Origin of the sequence: Pectobacterium sp. 1950-15, assembly GCF_037136835.1 — a bacterium.
Lineage (GTDB): Bacteria > Pseudomonadota > Gammaproteobacteria > Enterobacterales > Enterobacteriaceae > Pectobacterium.
Genome location: NZ_JBBBQR010000022.1, coordinates 22,830 through 38,711 on the forward strand (window position 1 = coordinate 22,830; position 15,882 = coordinate 38,711).

General features: G+C 52.1%; 14 protein-coding genes. 9 read left to right on the forward strand and 5 right to left on the reverse strand.

Annotated elements, in window-relative coordinates; genetic code table 11:
• Nucleotides 1–344: 344 nt before the first annotated feature.
• Complete coding sequence (gene hmpA / locus WCT94_RS18850; RefSeq protein ID WP_336871098.1) at nucleotides 345–1,535, reverse strand: NO-inducible flavohemoprotein; 1,191 nt, start codon at nucleotides 1,533–1,535, stop codon at nucleotides 345–347.
• 360 nt (nucleotides 1,536–1,895) lie between these two features.
• Here hmpA and glyA point away from each other — a divergent pair, with 360 nt between their 5' ends.
• The 7 genes from glyA (at nucleotide 1,896) to WCT94_RS18885 (ending at nucleotide 10,279) form a co-directional block, all read left to right on the forward strand.
• Entirely contained in the window at nucleotides 1,896–3,149 is a 1,254-nt protein-coding gene (gene glyA / locus WCT94_RS18855) for a serine hydroxymethyltransferase (protein WP_336871101.1), read from the forward strand.
• 441 nt (nucleotides 3,150–3,590) lie between these two features.
• Nucleotides 3,591–4,751: a 3-phenylpropionate MFS transporter gene (locus WCT94_RS18860; RefSeq protein WP_336871103.1), complete on the forward strand. Its 1,161-nt coding sequence runs from the start codon at nucleotides 3,591–3,593 to the stop codon at nucleotides 4,749–4,751.
• A 43-nt stretch (nucleotides 4,752–4,794) separates the two neighbouring features.
• Nucleotides 4,795–5,454, forward strand: coding sequence for a DUF1007 family protein (locus tag WCT94_RS18865; RefSeq protein ID WP_336871106.1), 660 nt, complete (start codon nucleotides 4,795–4,797; stop codon nucleotides 5,452–5,454).
• Complete coding sequence (locus WCT94_RS18870) at nucleotides 5,445–6,518, forward strand: nickel/cobalt transporter (RefSeq protein WP_336871108.1); 1,074 nt, start codon at nucleotides 5,445–5,447, stop codon at nucleotides 6,516–6,518. Before WCT94_RS18865 ends, WCT94_RS18870 begins: the two co-directional genes overlap by 10 nt.
• A gap of 118 nt (nucleotides 6,519–6,636) precedes the next feature.
• Nucleotides 6,637–7,764 (forward strand): ABC transporter substrate-binding protein, encoded by a 1,128-nt coding sequence (locus tag WCT94_RS18875; RefSeq protein WP_336871110.1) that lies wholly within the window; start codon nucleotides 6,637–6,639, stop codon nucleotides 7,762–7,764.
• A 428-nt stretch (nucleotides 7,765–8,192) separates the two neighbouring features.
• Entirely contained in the window at nucleotides 8,193–9,860 is a 1,668-nt protein-coding gene (locus WCT94_RS18880; protein ID WP_336871112.1) for a methyl-accepting chemotaxis protein, read from the forward strand.
• An 86-nt stretch (nucleotides 9,861–9,946) separates the two neighbouring features.
• Nucleotides 9,947–10,279, forward strand: a complete 333-nt coding sequence (locus tag WCT94_RS18885) for a hypothetical protein (RefSeq protein ID WP_336871115.1) — start codon at nucleotides 9,947–9,949, stop codon at nucleotides 10,277–10,279.
• A 123-nt stretch (nucleotides 10,280–10,402) separates the two neighbouring features.
• Here WCT94_RS18885 and WCT94_RS18890 read toward each other — a convergent pair whose 3' ends face one another.
• The 4 genes from WCT94_RS18890 to suhB all read right to left on the reverse strand — a co-directional run bounded on the left by WCT94_RS18890 (nucleotide 10,403) and on the right by suhB (nucleotide 14,363).
• Entirely contained in the window at nucleotides 10,403–11,203 is an 801-nt protein-coding gene (locus tag WCT94_RS18890; protein ID WP_336871117.1) for an ABC transporter ATP-binding protein, read from the reverse strand.
• Nucleotides 11,200–12,282: a FecCD family ABC transporter permease gene (locus WCT94_RS18895; protein WP_336871120.1), complete on the reverse strand. Its 1,083-nt coding sequence runs from the start codon at nucleotides 12,280–12,282 to the stop codon at nucleotides 11,200–11,202. The genes WCT94_RS18890 and WCT94_RS18895 overlap by 4 nt, the downstream gene beginning before the upstream one ends.
• 6 nt (nucleotides 12,283–12,288) lie before the next feature.
• Complete coding sequence (locus tag WCT94_RS18900) at nucleotides 12,289–13,407, reverse strand: ABC transporter substrate-binding protein (protein ID WP_336871122.1); 1,119 nt, start codon at nucleotides 13,405–13,407, stop codon at nucleotides 12,289–12,291.
• Between the two features lie 152 nt (nucleotides 13,408–13,559).
• Nucleotides 13,560–14,363, reverse strand: a complete 804-nt coding sequence (gene suhB, locus WCT94_RS18905; RefSeq protein WP_319848527.1) for an inositol-1-monophosphatase — start codon at nucleotides 14,361–14,363, stop codon at nucleotides 13,560–13,562.
• Between the two features lie 150 nt (nucleotides 14,364–14,513).
• Between suhB and trmJ the strand changes: the two genes are divergently transcribed.
• The gene (gene trmJ / locus WCT94_RS18910; protein ID WP_336871126.1) at nucleotides 14,514–15,239 is read left to right on the forward strand and encodes a tRNA (cytosine(32)/uridine(32)-2'-O)-methyltransferase TrmJ; all 726 of its coding nucleotides are present in this window, start codon (nucleotides 14,514–14,516) and stop codon (nucleotides 15,237–15,239) included.
• A 119-nt stretch (nucleotides 15,240–15,358) separates the two neighbouring features.
• Nucleotides 15,359–15,853, forward strand: coding sequence for a Fe-S cluster assembly transcriptional regulator IscR (gene iscR / locus WCT94_RS18915; RefSeq protein ID WP_015841206.1), 495 nt, complete (start codon nucleotides 15,359–15,361; stop codon nucleotides 15,851–15,853).
• Nucleotides 15,854–15,882 lie beyond the last annotated feature (29 nt).

Sequence of the window (15,882 nt, forward strand, 5' to 3'; positions counted from 1 at the left end):
ATCGAAAACAGTTAATGAACCCAAGCGTTGTCAAAGGAAGGTCGCTGTTTTTTATCGTTCTTGTCACGGCCTTTAGAGAAAACGTCGGGGCTTTATTGTGCACCCAAGCCGATTCAAGGGCGATGCCTAAACGTAGGTCCTTTTGGTGAAATAACTATTCATTAAAAATGAAATGTTATTTTAATAAGCCGTGTTTTTTTGTGACCCACCTCTTTTTTAGCGGAGCGCTCGTGTATCAGCGCATAAAAGTGTGATCGATAAAGTATTTTGGGAAGGGGAGCGGTCTGAAAAATGAAAAAAGGCCGCAAAAGCGACCTTTGGGTTTGATCCGTTATCAATGAGGGTTAGACAACTTTATGCGGACCAAAACATTCGTAATGTAGCTGCTCAGCTGGGATACCCATTGCCAGCAGTTGCTGTGCGATAAACTGCATGAACACCACAGGGCCACACAGGTAGTAGTGGATATCTGGCGTGGTTAACTCCTCTTTTAGCGAAGCCAACTGCATCAATCCGCTGTGGTGATAATCTTCGCCAGGGCGATCGGCCTGCTGCGGTTCGCGATACCAGATGTGATGCTGGAACTGCGGCAACGATTCTCCCGTTTGTTTGATTTCATCCGCAAACGCATGTGCCGTGCCGTTTTCTGCTGCGTGCAGCCATAACACCTTCGCCTGATGATTCTGTTGTTTTAGCGTATGCAGCATACCCAGCATAGGGGTTTGCCCTACGCCGCCGGAAATCAGGGCTACGGGTGTAGAGGCGGGGATATCAAGGAAGAAATCGCCGTGCGGAGCCGCCAGATGAATGATGTCGCCTTCGCGCGCGGTATCATGCAGATAGCCGGAAACGGTGCCCTGTGCTTCACGTTTCACCGCAATCCGGTAGGATTTTCCATTTGGTGCGTGGGTCAGAGAGTATTGGCGAATCTCCTGATTGGCAAAACTGTCATGTTTGACGTAAACCGCCAGATATTGACCTGCTTGAAAATCAGCAATAGGTTGGCCATCGGTAGGTTCCAGCGTGAAGCTGGTAATCACGGCGCTTTGCGGCTGCTTGTTCACAATGCGGAAAGGTCGCACGCCGCTCCAGCCGCCGTTTTTCGCTTCGGTACTGCGGTAGATATCGCCTTCGCGCTGGATGAAGACATTCGCCAGCACGCCATAGGCTTTACCCCAGGCGTCCAGCACGTCCTGTCCTGGGCTAAACATTTCATCCAGCGTTGCTAATAAGTGATTACCCACGATCTGATACTGATCGGCCTGAATGTTAAAGCTGGCGTGCTTCTGGGCGATACGCTCAACTGCAGGCAGCAGCGCGGCCAGGTTTTCGATATTCGTCGCATAAGCACAAATGGCATTGAACAACGCTTCTCGCTGATCGCCATTGCGCTGGTTGCTCATATTAAAAATATCTTTGAGCTCAGGGTTATGCGTAAACATGCGATCGTAAAAATGCGCGGTCAGTTTCGGGCCGGTTTCCGCCAGCAGAGGAATGGTTGATTTAACAATGGCGATAGTTTGGTTATCCAGCATGGTGACTCCTTATTTATTGGCATGACTTATAAGTTGTATTTTATATGCATCTTATTGGGTTTGACCGTTGCTGTAAATTACCTTTTTGGTGGTAGGGGTTCTTAGGGCGAACCAAAGGGAATAACATGAAGAAATAGCAGGTTGAGAATGAAGAAAAATCCGTTGACCACCGTGCGGCTCATATTTGCTGAAGCCTTGTGCTGCCTGTAGCTAATCGTTTGCGTAAAAACCTCTGTCAAGACCTATCTTCATTAGGGAAAAACGGTTTACACTATACGTCATTCCCCAAAAGGGTAGCCCAATTCCCAAATGGGTCATTAATTCCCAGTATATTTATGTTAGCTGAGTCAGGAGATCCGGATGTTAAAGCGTGAAATGAACATTGCCGATTATGATGCCGACCTGTGGCAAGCAATGGAGCAAGAAGTGGTGCGTCAGGAAGAGCACATTGAACTGATTGCGTCAGAAAACTACACCAGCCCACGCGTTATGCAGGCTCAAGGGTCTCAGCTGACGAACAAGTATGCTGAAGGTTATCCGGGCAAACGTTACTACGGCGGCTGTGAGTATGTTGACGTGGTTGAGCAACTGGCTATCGATCGTGCGAAAGCGCTGTTCGGTGCCGATTATGCCAACGTGCAGCCTCACTCCGGTTCTCAGGCTAACTTTGCCGTTTACACCGCGCTGCTGCAGCCGGGCGACACCATTCTGGGTATGAACCTGGCGCACGGTGGTCACCTGACGCACGGTTCTCCGGTTAACCTGTCGGGCAAGCTGTATAAAGTCATTCCTTACGGTATCGATGAAAGCGGCAAAATCGACTACGACGAAATGGCGGAACTGGCGCGTACGCACAAGCCAAAAATGATCGTCGGTGGTTTCTCTGCCTACTCTGGCGTGGTTGACTGGGCCAAGATGCGTGAAATCGCTGACAGCATCGGCGCTTACCTGTTTGTCGATATGGCGCACGTTGCCGGTCTGATTGCCGCCGATGTTTACCCTAACCCGGTTCCTCATGCTCACATCGTAACCACGACGACGCACAAAACGCTGGCTGGCCCACGCGGTGGCCTGATTCTGGCGAAAGGCGGCGACGAAGAGCTGTACAAGAAACTGAACTCAGCTGTTTTCCCTGGTGGTCAGGGTGGCCCGCTGATGCACGTTATCGCGGGTAAAGCCGTTGCGCTGAAAGAAGCGATGGAGCCTGAATTTAAGGTTTATCAGCAGCAGGTCGCGACAAACGCTAAAGCAATGGTTGAAGTCTTCCTGTCACGTGGTTTCAACGTCGTTTCTGGTGGAACCAGCAACCACCTGTTCCTGCTGGACCTGGTGAGCAAAAACCTGACCGGTAAGGACGCTGATGCTGCACTGGGTCGTGCGAACATCACCGTGAACAAAAACAGCGTGCCTAACGATCCGAAGAGCCCGTTCGTGACTTCTGGTATCCGTATCGGTACGCCAGCGGCAACGCGTCGCGGCTTTAAAGAAGCGGAAGTGCGTGAACTGGCTGGCTGGATCTGTGATGTGTTGGATAACATCAACGACGAAGCGACCATTGAACGCGTGAAACAGAAAGTTCTGGATATCTGCGCCCGCTTCCCGGTTTACGCATAATTCGGCAATTTCTCTGACATCACTGTCGGAGCACTTCCTAAACGCCAGCCTGTGTGCTGGCGTTTTTTATGGCGGCCATCCTTGGCCGCCACCCTACGGGCCGTCGCAAGCGACGTTGAAAAACGTTCCCTACGTTTTTTTATGGCGTGCCATCCTTGGCCGCCACCCTGCGGGCCGTTGATGACGCAACGTTAAACATTTCTTCTGGAAATTTTTTATGCTGCCCGTTCGGGTTGATACCGTTGTTCACGTTTCATCGCGAATAACGCGTTGCGCCGCCGCATGCTCTCTGACACAGTAACCGGCAAAAAAGAGTAACCAGCAAAAAAGAATCGCCAGCGAAACGTGTGGGTGCATTTTCAGTGGAAAATGCTAAACATCGCGTTTGCGACGATTCGTCGGATGGTGAACAGGCGTGTTCGTCATCGAAAGGGAGACATCATGGTTTTGCAATCGACGCGCTGGCTGGCGCTGAGCTATTTCACCTACTTTTTTTGTTATGGCGTTTTCCTGCCGTTTTGGGGCGGTTGGCTGAAAGGCGAGGGGCTGTCCGCCGAGTCGATCGGGATGCTGTTGGGGGCGGGGCTGGTGGCGCGCTTCGTCGGTAGTTTGGTCATCACGCCCAGTGTGAAAGATCCGTCCAAACTGATTACGGTATTACGCGGGCTGGCGTTGCTGTCACTGGCGCTGGTCGTTGGTTTTTGGCTGGGTAATGCCTGGCTGTGGCTGATGATAGTGATGATTGGGTTTAACCTGTTTTTCGCGCCGCTGGTGCCGCTGACCGATGCATTAGCGGCAACCTGGCAGCGGCAGGTCGTGATGGATTATGGCAAGGTGCGGGTTTGGGGCTCGATCGCGTTTGTCATTGCTTCTGCGGCGACGGGGGAACTGGTCGCTATCTGGGGACACCCTGCGATTTTGGCAATCCTCAGCGCGGGATTGGCTGCCATGCTGTTAGGCATGTTGCTTCGCCCCAGCGTGATGCCGCAAGCCGCAGCGTCGACAGCACAGTCGGTTAGCGTGACGCCGTGGAAAACCTTGCTGACTGAGCCTGCGGTATGGCGTTTCCTGCTTTGCGTATCCCTGCTACAGGGTGCGCACGCGGCTTACTATGGTTTCAGCGTTATTTATTGGCAAGATTCGGGCTATTCCGCCTCCATTATCGGTTATCTCTGGTCATTAGGCGTGGTCGCGGAAATTGTCATCTTTACCTTCAGCCAACGCCTGTTTCGGCGCTGGAGCGCCAGACAGCTTCTGCTGCTTTCAGCCGTGTGTGGCGTGGTGCGCTGGGGGCTAATGGGCTCGACGGTGGCTCTGCCGTGGCTGATTGTGATACAGATATTGCACTGTGGCACGTTCACCGTGTGCCATCTGGCCGCGATGCGTTTTATCGCAGCACGTTCTGGTGGTGACATCCTACGGCTACAGGCGGTGTATTCCGCGTTGGCAATGGGGGGCAGCATCGCGGTAATGACGATGGTATCCGGTTTCCTGTTTGAACATTTACAGGGCGGTACGTTCTGGGTGATGGCGCTGCTGGCGGTGCCGGCACTGTTTATCCGGCCTTCCGTCAGCTACCGTGCGGCGGTCGAAAAGGTCTAAAAAGTGGTATCTACTGTCAAGATAACGTAGTGTGGTAAAAATAATGTTACATTATAACGCTTTGAAACGCGGGTGCGGACAGATAACGTTGCTGGTGGCAGGCTTGGCATTCGGCCAACCCGTTTTCGCTCACCCACACAGTTTTATTGATATGCAGACGACAGTTGAGAGCCAGAAAGACAGCATCACCGGTTTACGTATGCAATGGACGATGGATCCCATCACGTCAGCCGATTTGCTGTATGACGCAGGAAAGGCGAAAACGGATTCTGAAATCTGGAAAAAACTGGCAGCGGAGGTCATGGCTAATGTCTGGGGGCAGCACTATTTCACCGATATCTATCGTGATGGTCAGCCCGTGAAATATACGCTGCTGCCAACCGAGTATCACCTTTCCCGCAAAGGCAATCAGGCGGTACTGGAATTTGTATTGCCGCTGGCGCATCCACAGCCGCTGGCTGGAAAGCCTTTACTGATTTCGACTTACGATCCTACCTATTTTGTTGATATGTCCTATCAAAATGATAAGGCTGTGAAACTTGCACCCGAACTAGCCTCGCGCTGTAAAACCACGCTCGTCACGCCGGAACCTAACGCTGAACTGCAATCCTATGCGCTGTCGCTGGATAAGAATGATACGCCGGATGAAGACATGGAGCTGGGTAAACAGTTTGCACAGCGGGTGACGTTGCAATGTCAGTGAACCTCGGTTCGCTGCCGCGCCGGCGTCCGCTGTTGAGTCGGCTGCGCGATCTGTGGCCCCTGTGGCTCTTTTTGGCGCTGCTGGCCTCGGCGCTGCATTACATCGTGGGATACTGGCCGCAAATCGTGCTGCAAAGCGCAATCTGGCAGAAATCGCTGCACCAGCAAATGTCGCACCTGTTGCAAATGGTGGAACAGCAGCCGCATCAGGCGGGGCTGAGTCTGATGATGTTCAGCCTGGTCTATGGTGTGCTCCATGCCGTCGGGCCAGGGCACGGTAAAGTGGTCATCATGACCTATCTGGCGACACACCCGTCGAAGCTGAAAAGCAGCCTGAAGTTGACGCTTGTGGCGTCGCTGGTTCAGGGGCTGATGGCGGTAGCGCTGGTGACGGTGGTATTAGGGATCTTGCAGCTATCCAGCCGAACGTTGCACAACAGCAGTTTCTGGATGGAAAAAGGAAGCTTCGTGCTGGTCGCGGGGTTGGGGCTCTTGCTCTGTTTCCGCGCGTTGAAACAGCTGTACACCGTCCTCGTACAGCAGCCTAAACCTGCGACTATTTTGCGTGTCACCCAGCTTCACGTACCAACGGATAGACGTATGACGCTGCGCCCGACGCCTGTGCTTTCCCATTCTCTGCATCAGCACGATGCCAACTGCGGCTGCGGGCACCGCCACCTTCCCAGCAATGAGGAGCTTGAGCGTGATAGCAGCTGGCGTACGCGCTTGATGATTGTGCTGGCGATGGGAATGCGCCCCTGTTCAGGCGCTATTCTGGTGCTGCTTTTCTCTAAAGTGATCGGCGTCTATCTGTGGGGCGTCGCCTCTGCGCTGGTGATGGCGGCCGGAACGGCGATTACGATCTCGGCGCTGGCCGTGTTGGTTTTTTACTGCCGTCGCATCGTTGAGCGTTTAGGGGCAAATCGAGCATCGCCCGTATGGCAGCGTGCGACGTTTTCTCTTCTGGCTTTTGCTGGCGGGCTGATTTTGGTTGGCTCCGGCGTCCTGCTTTACCTCAGTGCACAGCCCGCAATGATGGGCGGTATTCGGCCATTCTCCGGCTAATTTTACCTTTTATTAACGTCGCGCTAAAAACCCATTGCTTCCGATAATCACGGCAGGATATCATTTCAATAATGATAACTATTATCATTCATGACCATAATCGCAGAAGGGAATAATAATGAAGAAATGGCTGTTCTCAGTCGTTGTTCTGTTGGGGCTGAGTGCGAGCGCCGTCGCTAGCGCTAACCCGATTGTTATTGAAGACGTTAGTGGCAGGAAGGTAGAAATTAAATCCGAAGTGAAACGGATTATCCTGGGGGAAGGTCGACAGATTTATCTGCTGGCTGCCTTTGATACTGAGGCTCCGTTCCAGCGCGTGGTTGGCTGGCGTGACGATCTGCCAAAAGCCGATTACGACGGCTATATGGCTTATGAAAAGAAATACCCGGAAATTAAAAAGCTGCCGACCTTCGGCGGAGCGAAAGACGGCACCTTCAACGTTGAGCAGGCGCTGACGCTGAAACCGGATTTGGTGTTGATGAATCTGGAGTCAAAAGCGGCGACGGATGAAGGCAAATTAATTGAGAAACTCAATTCGCTGGGTATTCCGGTCGTGTTTATCGATTTCCGTGAGAAGCCGTTTGAGAACGCTGAGAAAAGCATTCACATCATGGGCCAATTGGTTGGTAAACCACAGCGTGCGGAAGAGATTATTAAATTCCGCCGTGAGCAGATTGAGCTGGTTACCGATCGGTTGAAAAACTATCAGGGCCCACGTCCGAAAGTGATGATCGACCGTGCGGGCGGCTATGATGAAGAGTGCTGCATGTCATTCGGTGATGAGAACTTTGGCCGTATGGTTGAAGCCGCTGGCGGTGACAACATTGCCAAGAACATCATCCCCGGCACGTTTGGTTCGTTGAACCCAGAGCAGATTATCAGTTCCCGTCCGGATGTGGTGGTGGTGACAGGGGCGAACTGGAAAAACTATAACACGGCGAATGGCTGGGTTGGCGTTGGACCAGGAGCGGATCAGAAAGAAGCGCTGCAACGTCTGCAAAAACTGATGGAGCGTTCAGCATTTAAAACGCTGCCCGTTGCGACCAATGGTAATGCCCATGCAATCTGGCATCAGTTCTATGACAGCCCATATCAGTTTGTAGCGATTCAGGTATTGGCAAAATGGATGCACCCGGAGCTGTTTAAGGATATCGATCCTGACGCGACGTTCCGTACCTTCCATGAGAAGTTCCTGCCGCTGCCGTATCAACCTGGCTACTGGGTCACGCTGCCAGCGAAGAAATAACACCGTCAGGCCGTAATCCCGATAATAAAAAAGCACTGAACTTCATCGTTCAGTGCTTTTTTTATGCCTTTCTCTCTGGTTCAGCCATCTATCGACAGCAACGCTAAAGGTGGTTATTTCACCGTATTCTTTGTTCTGCGAGAGAGCAAAGCAAACGTTTCCCTTCTCATTTACCTGATTACAGGATCGTCAGATGTTTTTGACGATCGATTATCTTGTTTTGATAGTTGTTAATTATTGGTTTGAGATTATTAAATGGTTTTGTCGATCAGTTCTATCAAGCTGTTCACTTCTGTGACGATAATTGAGCGTGGTAAAGGAATGTCTGATTTTTGTTCAACACGTCATGTAGGCAGGACGACGTTGTTCATTCGACATACCTGAATCAGGAAAAAAGTGCGGTATAAAAATTCAAAAATGGAGCGGTTATGAATATCACGCAACGCTTGCTGCTGACGTTTTCGCTAATGTCGCTAGCACTTATCTCATTAGTTATAGTCACTTTATCATTGTTATCAGGGTTCCAGTCTCGTTTTGAATATGTTCAGGATAATGCGATTCCGAGCATCAAAGATTTAAATAGTCTGGTGGATAAAAGTAATTCGCTGGTGCTTTTTTTGTATCGTCATCAGACCACGGATGACGATCGTAAGCTGCCCGCGATCGAACAGGACATCAATAGAACTATCGAGGAAATAAAAAACCTCAATGAGTACTACCTGATAAATGATGTCTCCAGTGAGGAAGATCGACAACTGACCAACACGGCGATTGACCTGACCAAAAAATTACAGGCGTCGCTACCTGTTTTTCTTAACGCGTCAAAGGCAAATCAAAACGAGATCGCGCTTGGCCTGCTGCAGGGAACGGGTGGACCTGGAGAAGTGGTACGTGAGCTACTCGCCAATTACCGCAAACAGTTTGATCTGAATGTCAAATTGGGTGATGACTTACGTGTGGTGAACAAACGGATCTACGAACAAACGTGGTTTGGTCTGTTGTCCGGTACGTTACTGATTGTGTTGCTGATCGGCTTTTTTGCGGTGAGAACCATTCTGGGCATTAGAAAGAGCTTGAACAATATGAGTCAAACGATGGAAAGCGTTAGCACCCATCTCGACCTGACGATTCAAGCTGACGATCGGCGTAAGGATGAAGTGGGAAATACCGCCCGCGCCTTTAATAGCCTGATGCATCGGGTCTCTTCGGCGATGGCTTCGGTGAGTGCGTCATCACAGTCAGTGAGCAGCGCGGCGACGCAGATTGCTGCGGGTAATGAAGATTTGTCATCCCGCACCGAGGAACAGGCCGCTTCGCTGGAACAAACCGCCGCCAGTATGACGGAAATCAGTGAGACGGTGCGCCAGAACGCGGAGAACACGCAACAGGCGAGCCTGCTGGCGGGGAACGCTAGCCGGATTTCCATCAATAGCGCGGATTCCGTTAGCACGATGCTGAATACGATGGAACATATTCGCACCAGCTCAGGCAAGATCACCGACATTATTGCGCTTATCGAAGGTATTGCGTTTCAGACCAATATTCTTGCTCTGAATGCGGCGGTAGAAGCGGCGCGCGCCGGTGAGCAGGGGCGCGGTTTTGCGGTGGTTGCGGGTGAAGTCCGCACGCTGGCACAGCGATCGTCCACGGCGGCGCGTGAAATCAAGGATTTGATTGATGCTTCAAACTCGCTGGTATCGGCAGGCGTTGAACAAGCCAGCGATGTAGGGAAAAACATGTCGGCGATGAAAGACGCGATCCAGCAGGTGACGGATTTGGTGAATGAAATCGCGGCGGCAACCGAGGAACAAAGCCGGGGTATCAGCCAGGTGCATCAGGCAGTCAACCAAATGGATGATGTGACTCAACAAAACGCCTCATTGGTGGAGGAGGCTTCTGCGGCATCGCAGTCGCTACAAGAGCAGGCAAGTACGCTGAGTCAGCTGGTGGGGCAGTTTATTGTGGGACAGATGGCTCCTATGGCGCTGGCTTCCGCTTCTGCATCGGTGCTACCGGGAATATCCGCGCCGCGCCTTTCGCCTGTGAGGAAAAAAAGTACTGTTGCTCAGGATGAAGCGGACTGGCAGCGTTTCTGATCCCTCAAGCCGCGTGCTGTGCAGTGAGGTGGCACGCGGCTAGAAGCTCAATTGGCCAGTGGTGAAACACCCGGGGAGATGACGATATGGAATCGACTGAGCACAGTGCGGAAAATTTGGGGGATTATGCGTCGTTATTGACGGAATTCGAACATATGACCGCGTTGCTTACTCAGCTAATGAAAAGTGATTACCGCACGCTCGATCTCTACCTCAATAATTGCCGTCACCTTATTTTGCGATTTATGGCAATTTATAAGCTGCTCGACAAACCAGAGTTCGAACATTATCTGAAGCATTATGACGCGCCGTTATACTACAACGTAAACAGCATTGGTTTGGCACTGCGTTTGTTTGAAAACATGCTGACGAACATGCGCGATATGCTTGGTTCTGAACGCCTGTCCTGTGTTGAATAACGGCTCTGTCAGAGTAAGCGCTGCGAGATCGCTTTGACGCTGTAAATCAAGCGTTGTAGTTCCAGATAAGCTAAGAAAGGAAGACGGTGAGGGAACTCACCGTCTGTTCATTCAACGACGGACTTAGATGGTCGGTTCGCTGACCAACCCGTCGATAATCACCTGCGGAACGCCCTGTGAACAGCGCTCGATACGGCCGCGTACGCCATAGACCGCTGACAAACTTTCCGGGCTAATCACCTCGGCTGGTGCGCCATCAGCAATCAAATTACCGTTTTGCAGCATCAGTACGTGATCGCCGTGACGTAGCGCGATATTGATGTCATGCACCACCACGACGGTGATGATATTGCGTTTGCGCGTTTCCTTGCGCACTAAATCCATGACGTGGAATTGATAGTTCAGATCCAGCGCGCTAAGCGGTTCGTCCAGCAGGAGCAGCGAAGGTTGGCGGATCAGCGATTGCGCTAATCCGACCAGCTGTTTCTGCCCGCCTGAGAGCTGATCGAGATAGCTCAACGCCAGATGTTCAATGCCCAACTGACGCAGCAGATTCATGACTTCATCCTGCTTTTCAGCACTGTGCATGCCGCCGGACGCGCGCTGTGCGACGATGATCGATTCCAGCACGTGCAGGTGAACGCCTGCGGGCAGGGATTGCGGCAAATAAACGACTTTTTCCGCCCGCTGAGCGAATGGCAACGTCATCAGATTGGTATCATCCAACCACAGTTCGCCCTCGGATGTATTCAGACCTGCCATGGCTCGCAGCAGCGTGGATTTACCGCTGCCGTTGGGGCCGAGCAGCACGGTAATTTTCCCGCGCGGCAGTTCTGGGACGGACAGATCGCGAATCACCTGACGCTTGGGGTAACCGGCGCGAAAGTGGGAAAGGCGTAATCCAGAAGCGGTTTGCTGGTTCATACGTTTCCTCTGTGGCGCAGGATAATACTCAGGAAGAAGGGCACGCCAACCAGTGACGTGACGATACCGACCGGGATAATGACGCCGGGGATGAGGTTTTTCGAGGCAACGGACGCCATCGACAGCACCAGCGCGCCAGTTAACGCGCTGGCAGGCAGATAGAAGCGGTGATCTTCACCGAAAATCATACGTGCGATATGCGGAGCAACCAGACCGATAAAGCCGATGGGGCCGACAAACGCGACTGAAATGGCGGACAAAATACTGATGCGCAGCAGCGTCGCCAGACGCAGACGTCGAACGTTAATGCCAAAACTCACGGCGCGATCTTCACCCAACCGCAGCGCGGTCAGTTTCCATGAGCTCATCAGCGAAATGGGCATAATGATGGCCAGAACCAGCAGCAGGATGCCCAGTTTTTCCCACGACGCGCGCGCCAGGCTACCCATTGTCCAGAACACCAGACCTTGCAGCGTGTCTTCGTTGGCGATGAACTGGAGCATGGAAACCAGCGCGTTGAAGGTGAACACCAGCGCGATACCGAATAGCACGACGCCGGAGGTGGCAACCTGCGTCCAGCGCGTAATCCCATCAAGCAGCAAGGCTGCCAGCAGGGCAAAGATAAAAGCGTTTGCAGAGATAAACCACTGAGCCGGAATGCCGGGGATACCGATGCCGAGGACGATAGCCAGCGCGGCGCCGAATGCGGCGGCGGAAGAAACGCCGAGCGTAAACGGACTGGCCAACGGGTTATTCAGGATGGTTTGCATTTCTGCGCCAGCCAGGCCGAGCGCCAGCCCGACAATAATCGCCATTAGCGCGTAAGGCAGACGAATGTCCCAAACGATCACGCGTGTACCGGCATCGGCGCTGGCCGGATCGGTCAGCGTTTGCCACAGCACATCAAGCGTCAGGCCTGAAGGTCCCATCGTGAAATCCAGCAACAACGAGCCGATGATGATCAACATCAGTATCGCCATCACACCCACGCGGCGTCGAATGATGCCGCGATAGTTGTCCATAACGGTGTTGGCATCCGCGGTAGTATTGCGGATACCCGGTTCAGTGGTCGTACTCATGAAAAATTACTCACCTTGTTTCCAGGCAAAGATAAAGTCACTGTCAGGCAGCGAGGTAAAATTTTGAATGATATGGTGATACGTGTCATCAGGATTCAGGCTGGTAAACGCCTGAGGATAAATATCTTTTGCCAGATATTCCATACCGACAATGTTGTAGGGATGGTTGTAGAAATGGTGGTAAACGCCATAGACGTGTTTCGCCTGAACTGCCGGAATCTGGCTAATACCGGTGCGGCTTAGTAGCACATTAGCCTGATTGCGAACGTCTTCTACGCTGGCGCCATAGCCTAACGGCAGTACCTGACTGTTACCACGCTTAGAGCCTGTCATGATGTAGGCATCAGGTTTCATGCTGATGATTTTTTCCAGCGAGACAAAACCCGTTGCGCCTGGCAGTAAATCTGAACCAATATTTTTCGCGCCGACTGCTTCAACTAATCCGCCCCAGCCGCTTTTACTGTGTGTGAAGCAGCAGGAATCCGAGTTTCCGGCAATGGGTTCAACAAAGACGCTCGGTTTCGGGGAGATCGCGGCGGTTTTCTGCTGAATGGCATCAAAGTGTTGGCGATAGAAATCGGTATACGCCTTGGCATTCGCTTCGCGATTCAGCACTTTCCCCAATAGATCGATACTGGGGGCGGTATCTTGCGCCGGATTCACTTCGTAGTCGACAAACAGGACGGGAATATTCAGCGCGCTGAGCTTGTCGATCACACCGCTTTCTTTCAACGCAGCCTTGGCGCGCAGTTGGGCAATCATCAGGTCAGGCTGTTTTGACAGCACGCTTTCCAGATCGACGTTGCCTTTGTCACTGAACCCCATATCCAAAATGCCGACGGACTGAGGCCATTTTCCTTTCAGCATGTCCCAGGTTGCGGTGTCCTGCTTTTTCGCCAGATTGTTCCAGGCAACCAGACGCTGGAAAGGATTATCACGGTCGAGCAATGCCATCGCCATAATATCGCGGCCATCTTGCAGAATGATGCGCTGTGGCTCTTGTTTAATCGTGACACTTTTTCCGTCGAGATCGGTGACGGTAAGAGGATATTGGGTGGCGTAGCTGAAAAACGGAGTGGTGCAGAGTGCGGTCAGAAAGAGCGATCTGACTGATTTTCTTAACATGGTGGCGATCCTAATTCACAAGTTATCAGTGTAATGAGTTTGATAATTATTATCGTATAAGGATAAACAATGCGTATACAGGATTCATATGTAAAGAAAAATAACAACTCCAGCCCCTTGCATTTTTATGTAGGGGCTGGAGTCGATCGAGATTAGCGTTTCAGCGCGTCGCTCAGTTCTTCACGGATAGTGCTCAGCATGGCTTTCACTACACGCGGGTTGCCTGCAACCAGGTTGCCGGACGCCATGTAGTTATGGCCGCCAACGAAGTCTGTTACGATCCCGCCTGCTTCACGAACCAGCAGCTCGCCGCCAGCGAAATCCCACGGCTTCAGGCCAATTTCAAAGAAGCCGTCAACGCGACCCGCGGCAACATACGCCAGATCCAGTGCGGCAGAGCCCGTACGGCGGAAATCCGCACAGTGGGTGAACAGTGCGCCGATGGCATTGATATAGCTTTTGCTGTGCTGCTTTAATTTGAAGGGGAAACCTGTTGCCAGTACGGTGCCTTCCAGATCGCGAGCAGTGCTGCTGCGCAGACGATAGCCGTTCAACTGCGCGCCTTGACCACGGGTCGCGGTAAACAGTTCATTACGCATAGGATCGTAAACGACGGCAACTTCAGTACGGCCTTTAATGCGGACCGCAATAGAAACAGCGAAGTGAGGTAAACGTTTGATGAAGTTGGTGGTGCCATCCAGAGGATCGATAACCCATTGTACTGCCGGATCTTCACCTGCCAACTCGCCACACTCTTCACCAATGATGGTGTGCTGTGGGTAAGATTTGCGGATGACTTCAATGATCAGACGTTCTGCATCCCGATCGACGTTGGTCACAAAATCGTTGCTGCCTTTCTGGCTGGCTTCGACGGCGTCTGGCGTTTCATAGTTCTTGGCAATTAAATTACCGGCTTTACGCGCAGCGCGTATAGCGATGTTGAGCATCGGATGCATGGTATCGGTCCACTGGAATGTTAAAGAACGGAAAGCGGCGCAAAGTATAGCAGCAGAGCAGCAGAAAAGTAAAACAGCTAAGTTTGTGTTAAGGTATGGCGATTTCCTTTTCGCACCATTTCCTTCTATCTATCGCACAACAGAGTTCATATGTTAGACAATATTCGCATTGTTCTGGTTGAAACGTCGCACACTGGCAATATGGGGTCAGTGGCCAGAGCGATGAAAACCATGGGGTTAAGCAAACTTTATCTGGTCAACCCGTTGGTTAAGCCTGATTCACAGGCCATTGCGTTGGCGGCAGGCGCCAGCGATGTTATCGGCAATGCCACCATTGTTGATTCGTTCGATCAGGCGCTCGAAGGATGTGGTCTGGTCGTTGGCACCAGCGCACGTTCCCGAACCTTACCCTGGCCGATGTTGGAACCGCGTGAGTGCGGCGTTCGCAGCGCGCAGGAAGCGGAGCACGCACCGGTGGCGCTGGTGTTCGGGCGTGAACGCGTGGGGTTGACGAATGATGAACTTCAAAAATGCCATTACCACGTGGCGATTCCTGCAAACCCGGAATACAGTTCGCTCAATCTGGCGATGGCAGTACAGATCATCGCTTATGAAGTGCGTATCGCACATTTGGATCGATTACAGGCCGGACTGCCGCAACATGAAGCATCACCGTACCCGCTGGTCGACGATCTGGAGCGGTTTTATCAGCATCTTGAACAGACATTACTGCAAACCGGGTTTATCCGACCAGCGCATCAGGGGCAGGTCATGAACAAGCTGCGCCGCTTGTTTACCCGCGCCAGGCCTGAAGCTCAGGAACTTAACATCCTGCGCGGAATACTGAGTTCGGTTCAGAAAACACACGACGAATAATACTTGAGTATTTTGCTTGGTTAAATAGTTGACTAAAACACTCGGGAATGTCAGACTCGCGGTATGTTCTGCCAATACATGTTTCCATAATACATGTTTTACCTACAGGTACCACTATCATGAGACTGACATCCAAAGGCCGTTACGCCGTTACCGCCATGCTCGATGTGGCTCTGCATTCCCAGGAAGGGCCAGTTCCATTGGCGGATATTTCTGAACGCCAAGGTATTTCACTGTCTTATCTGGAGCAGCTGTTTTCACGCCTGCGTAAGAATGGACTGGTTGCCAGCGTTCGTGGCCCGGGCGGCGGTTACCTGCTGGGTAAAAGCGCGAATGAAATCGCTGTCGGCATGGTTATTTCTGCCGTCGATGAGTCCGTTGACGCAACGCGTTGTCAGGGTCGTGAAGGCTGTCAGGGTGGCGACCGCTGCCTGACGCACACGCTGTGGCGCGATCTGAGCGACCGTATCACCGACTTCCTGAATAACATCACGCTGGATGAGCTGGTGAACAACAAGGAAGTGCTGGATGTCGCGGATCGTCAGGATGCGGACATTCGCCGCACCGCCAATGGACGTATTCAGGAAACGATCAACGTTAACCTGCGCGCCTGATCCACCTTCAACGTGACGAGCACCTTTAC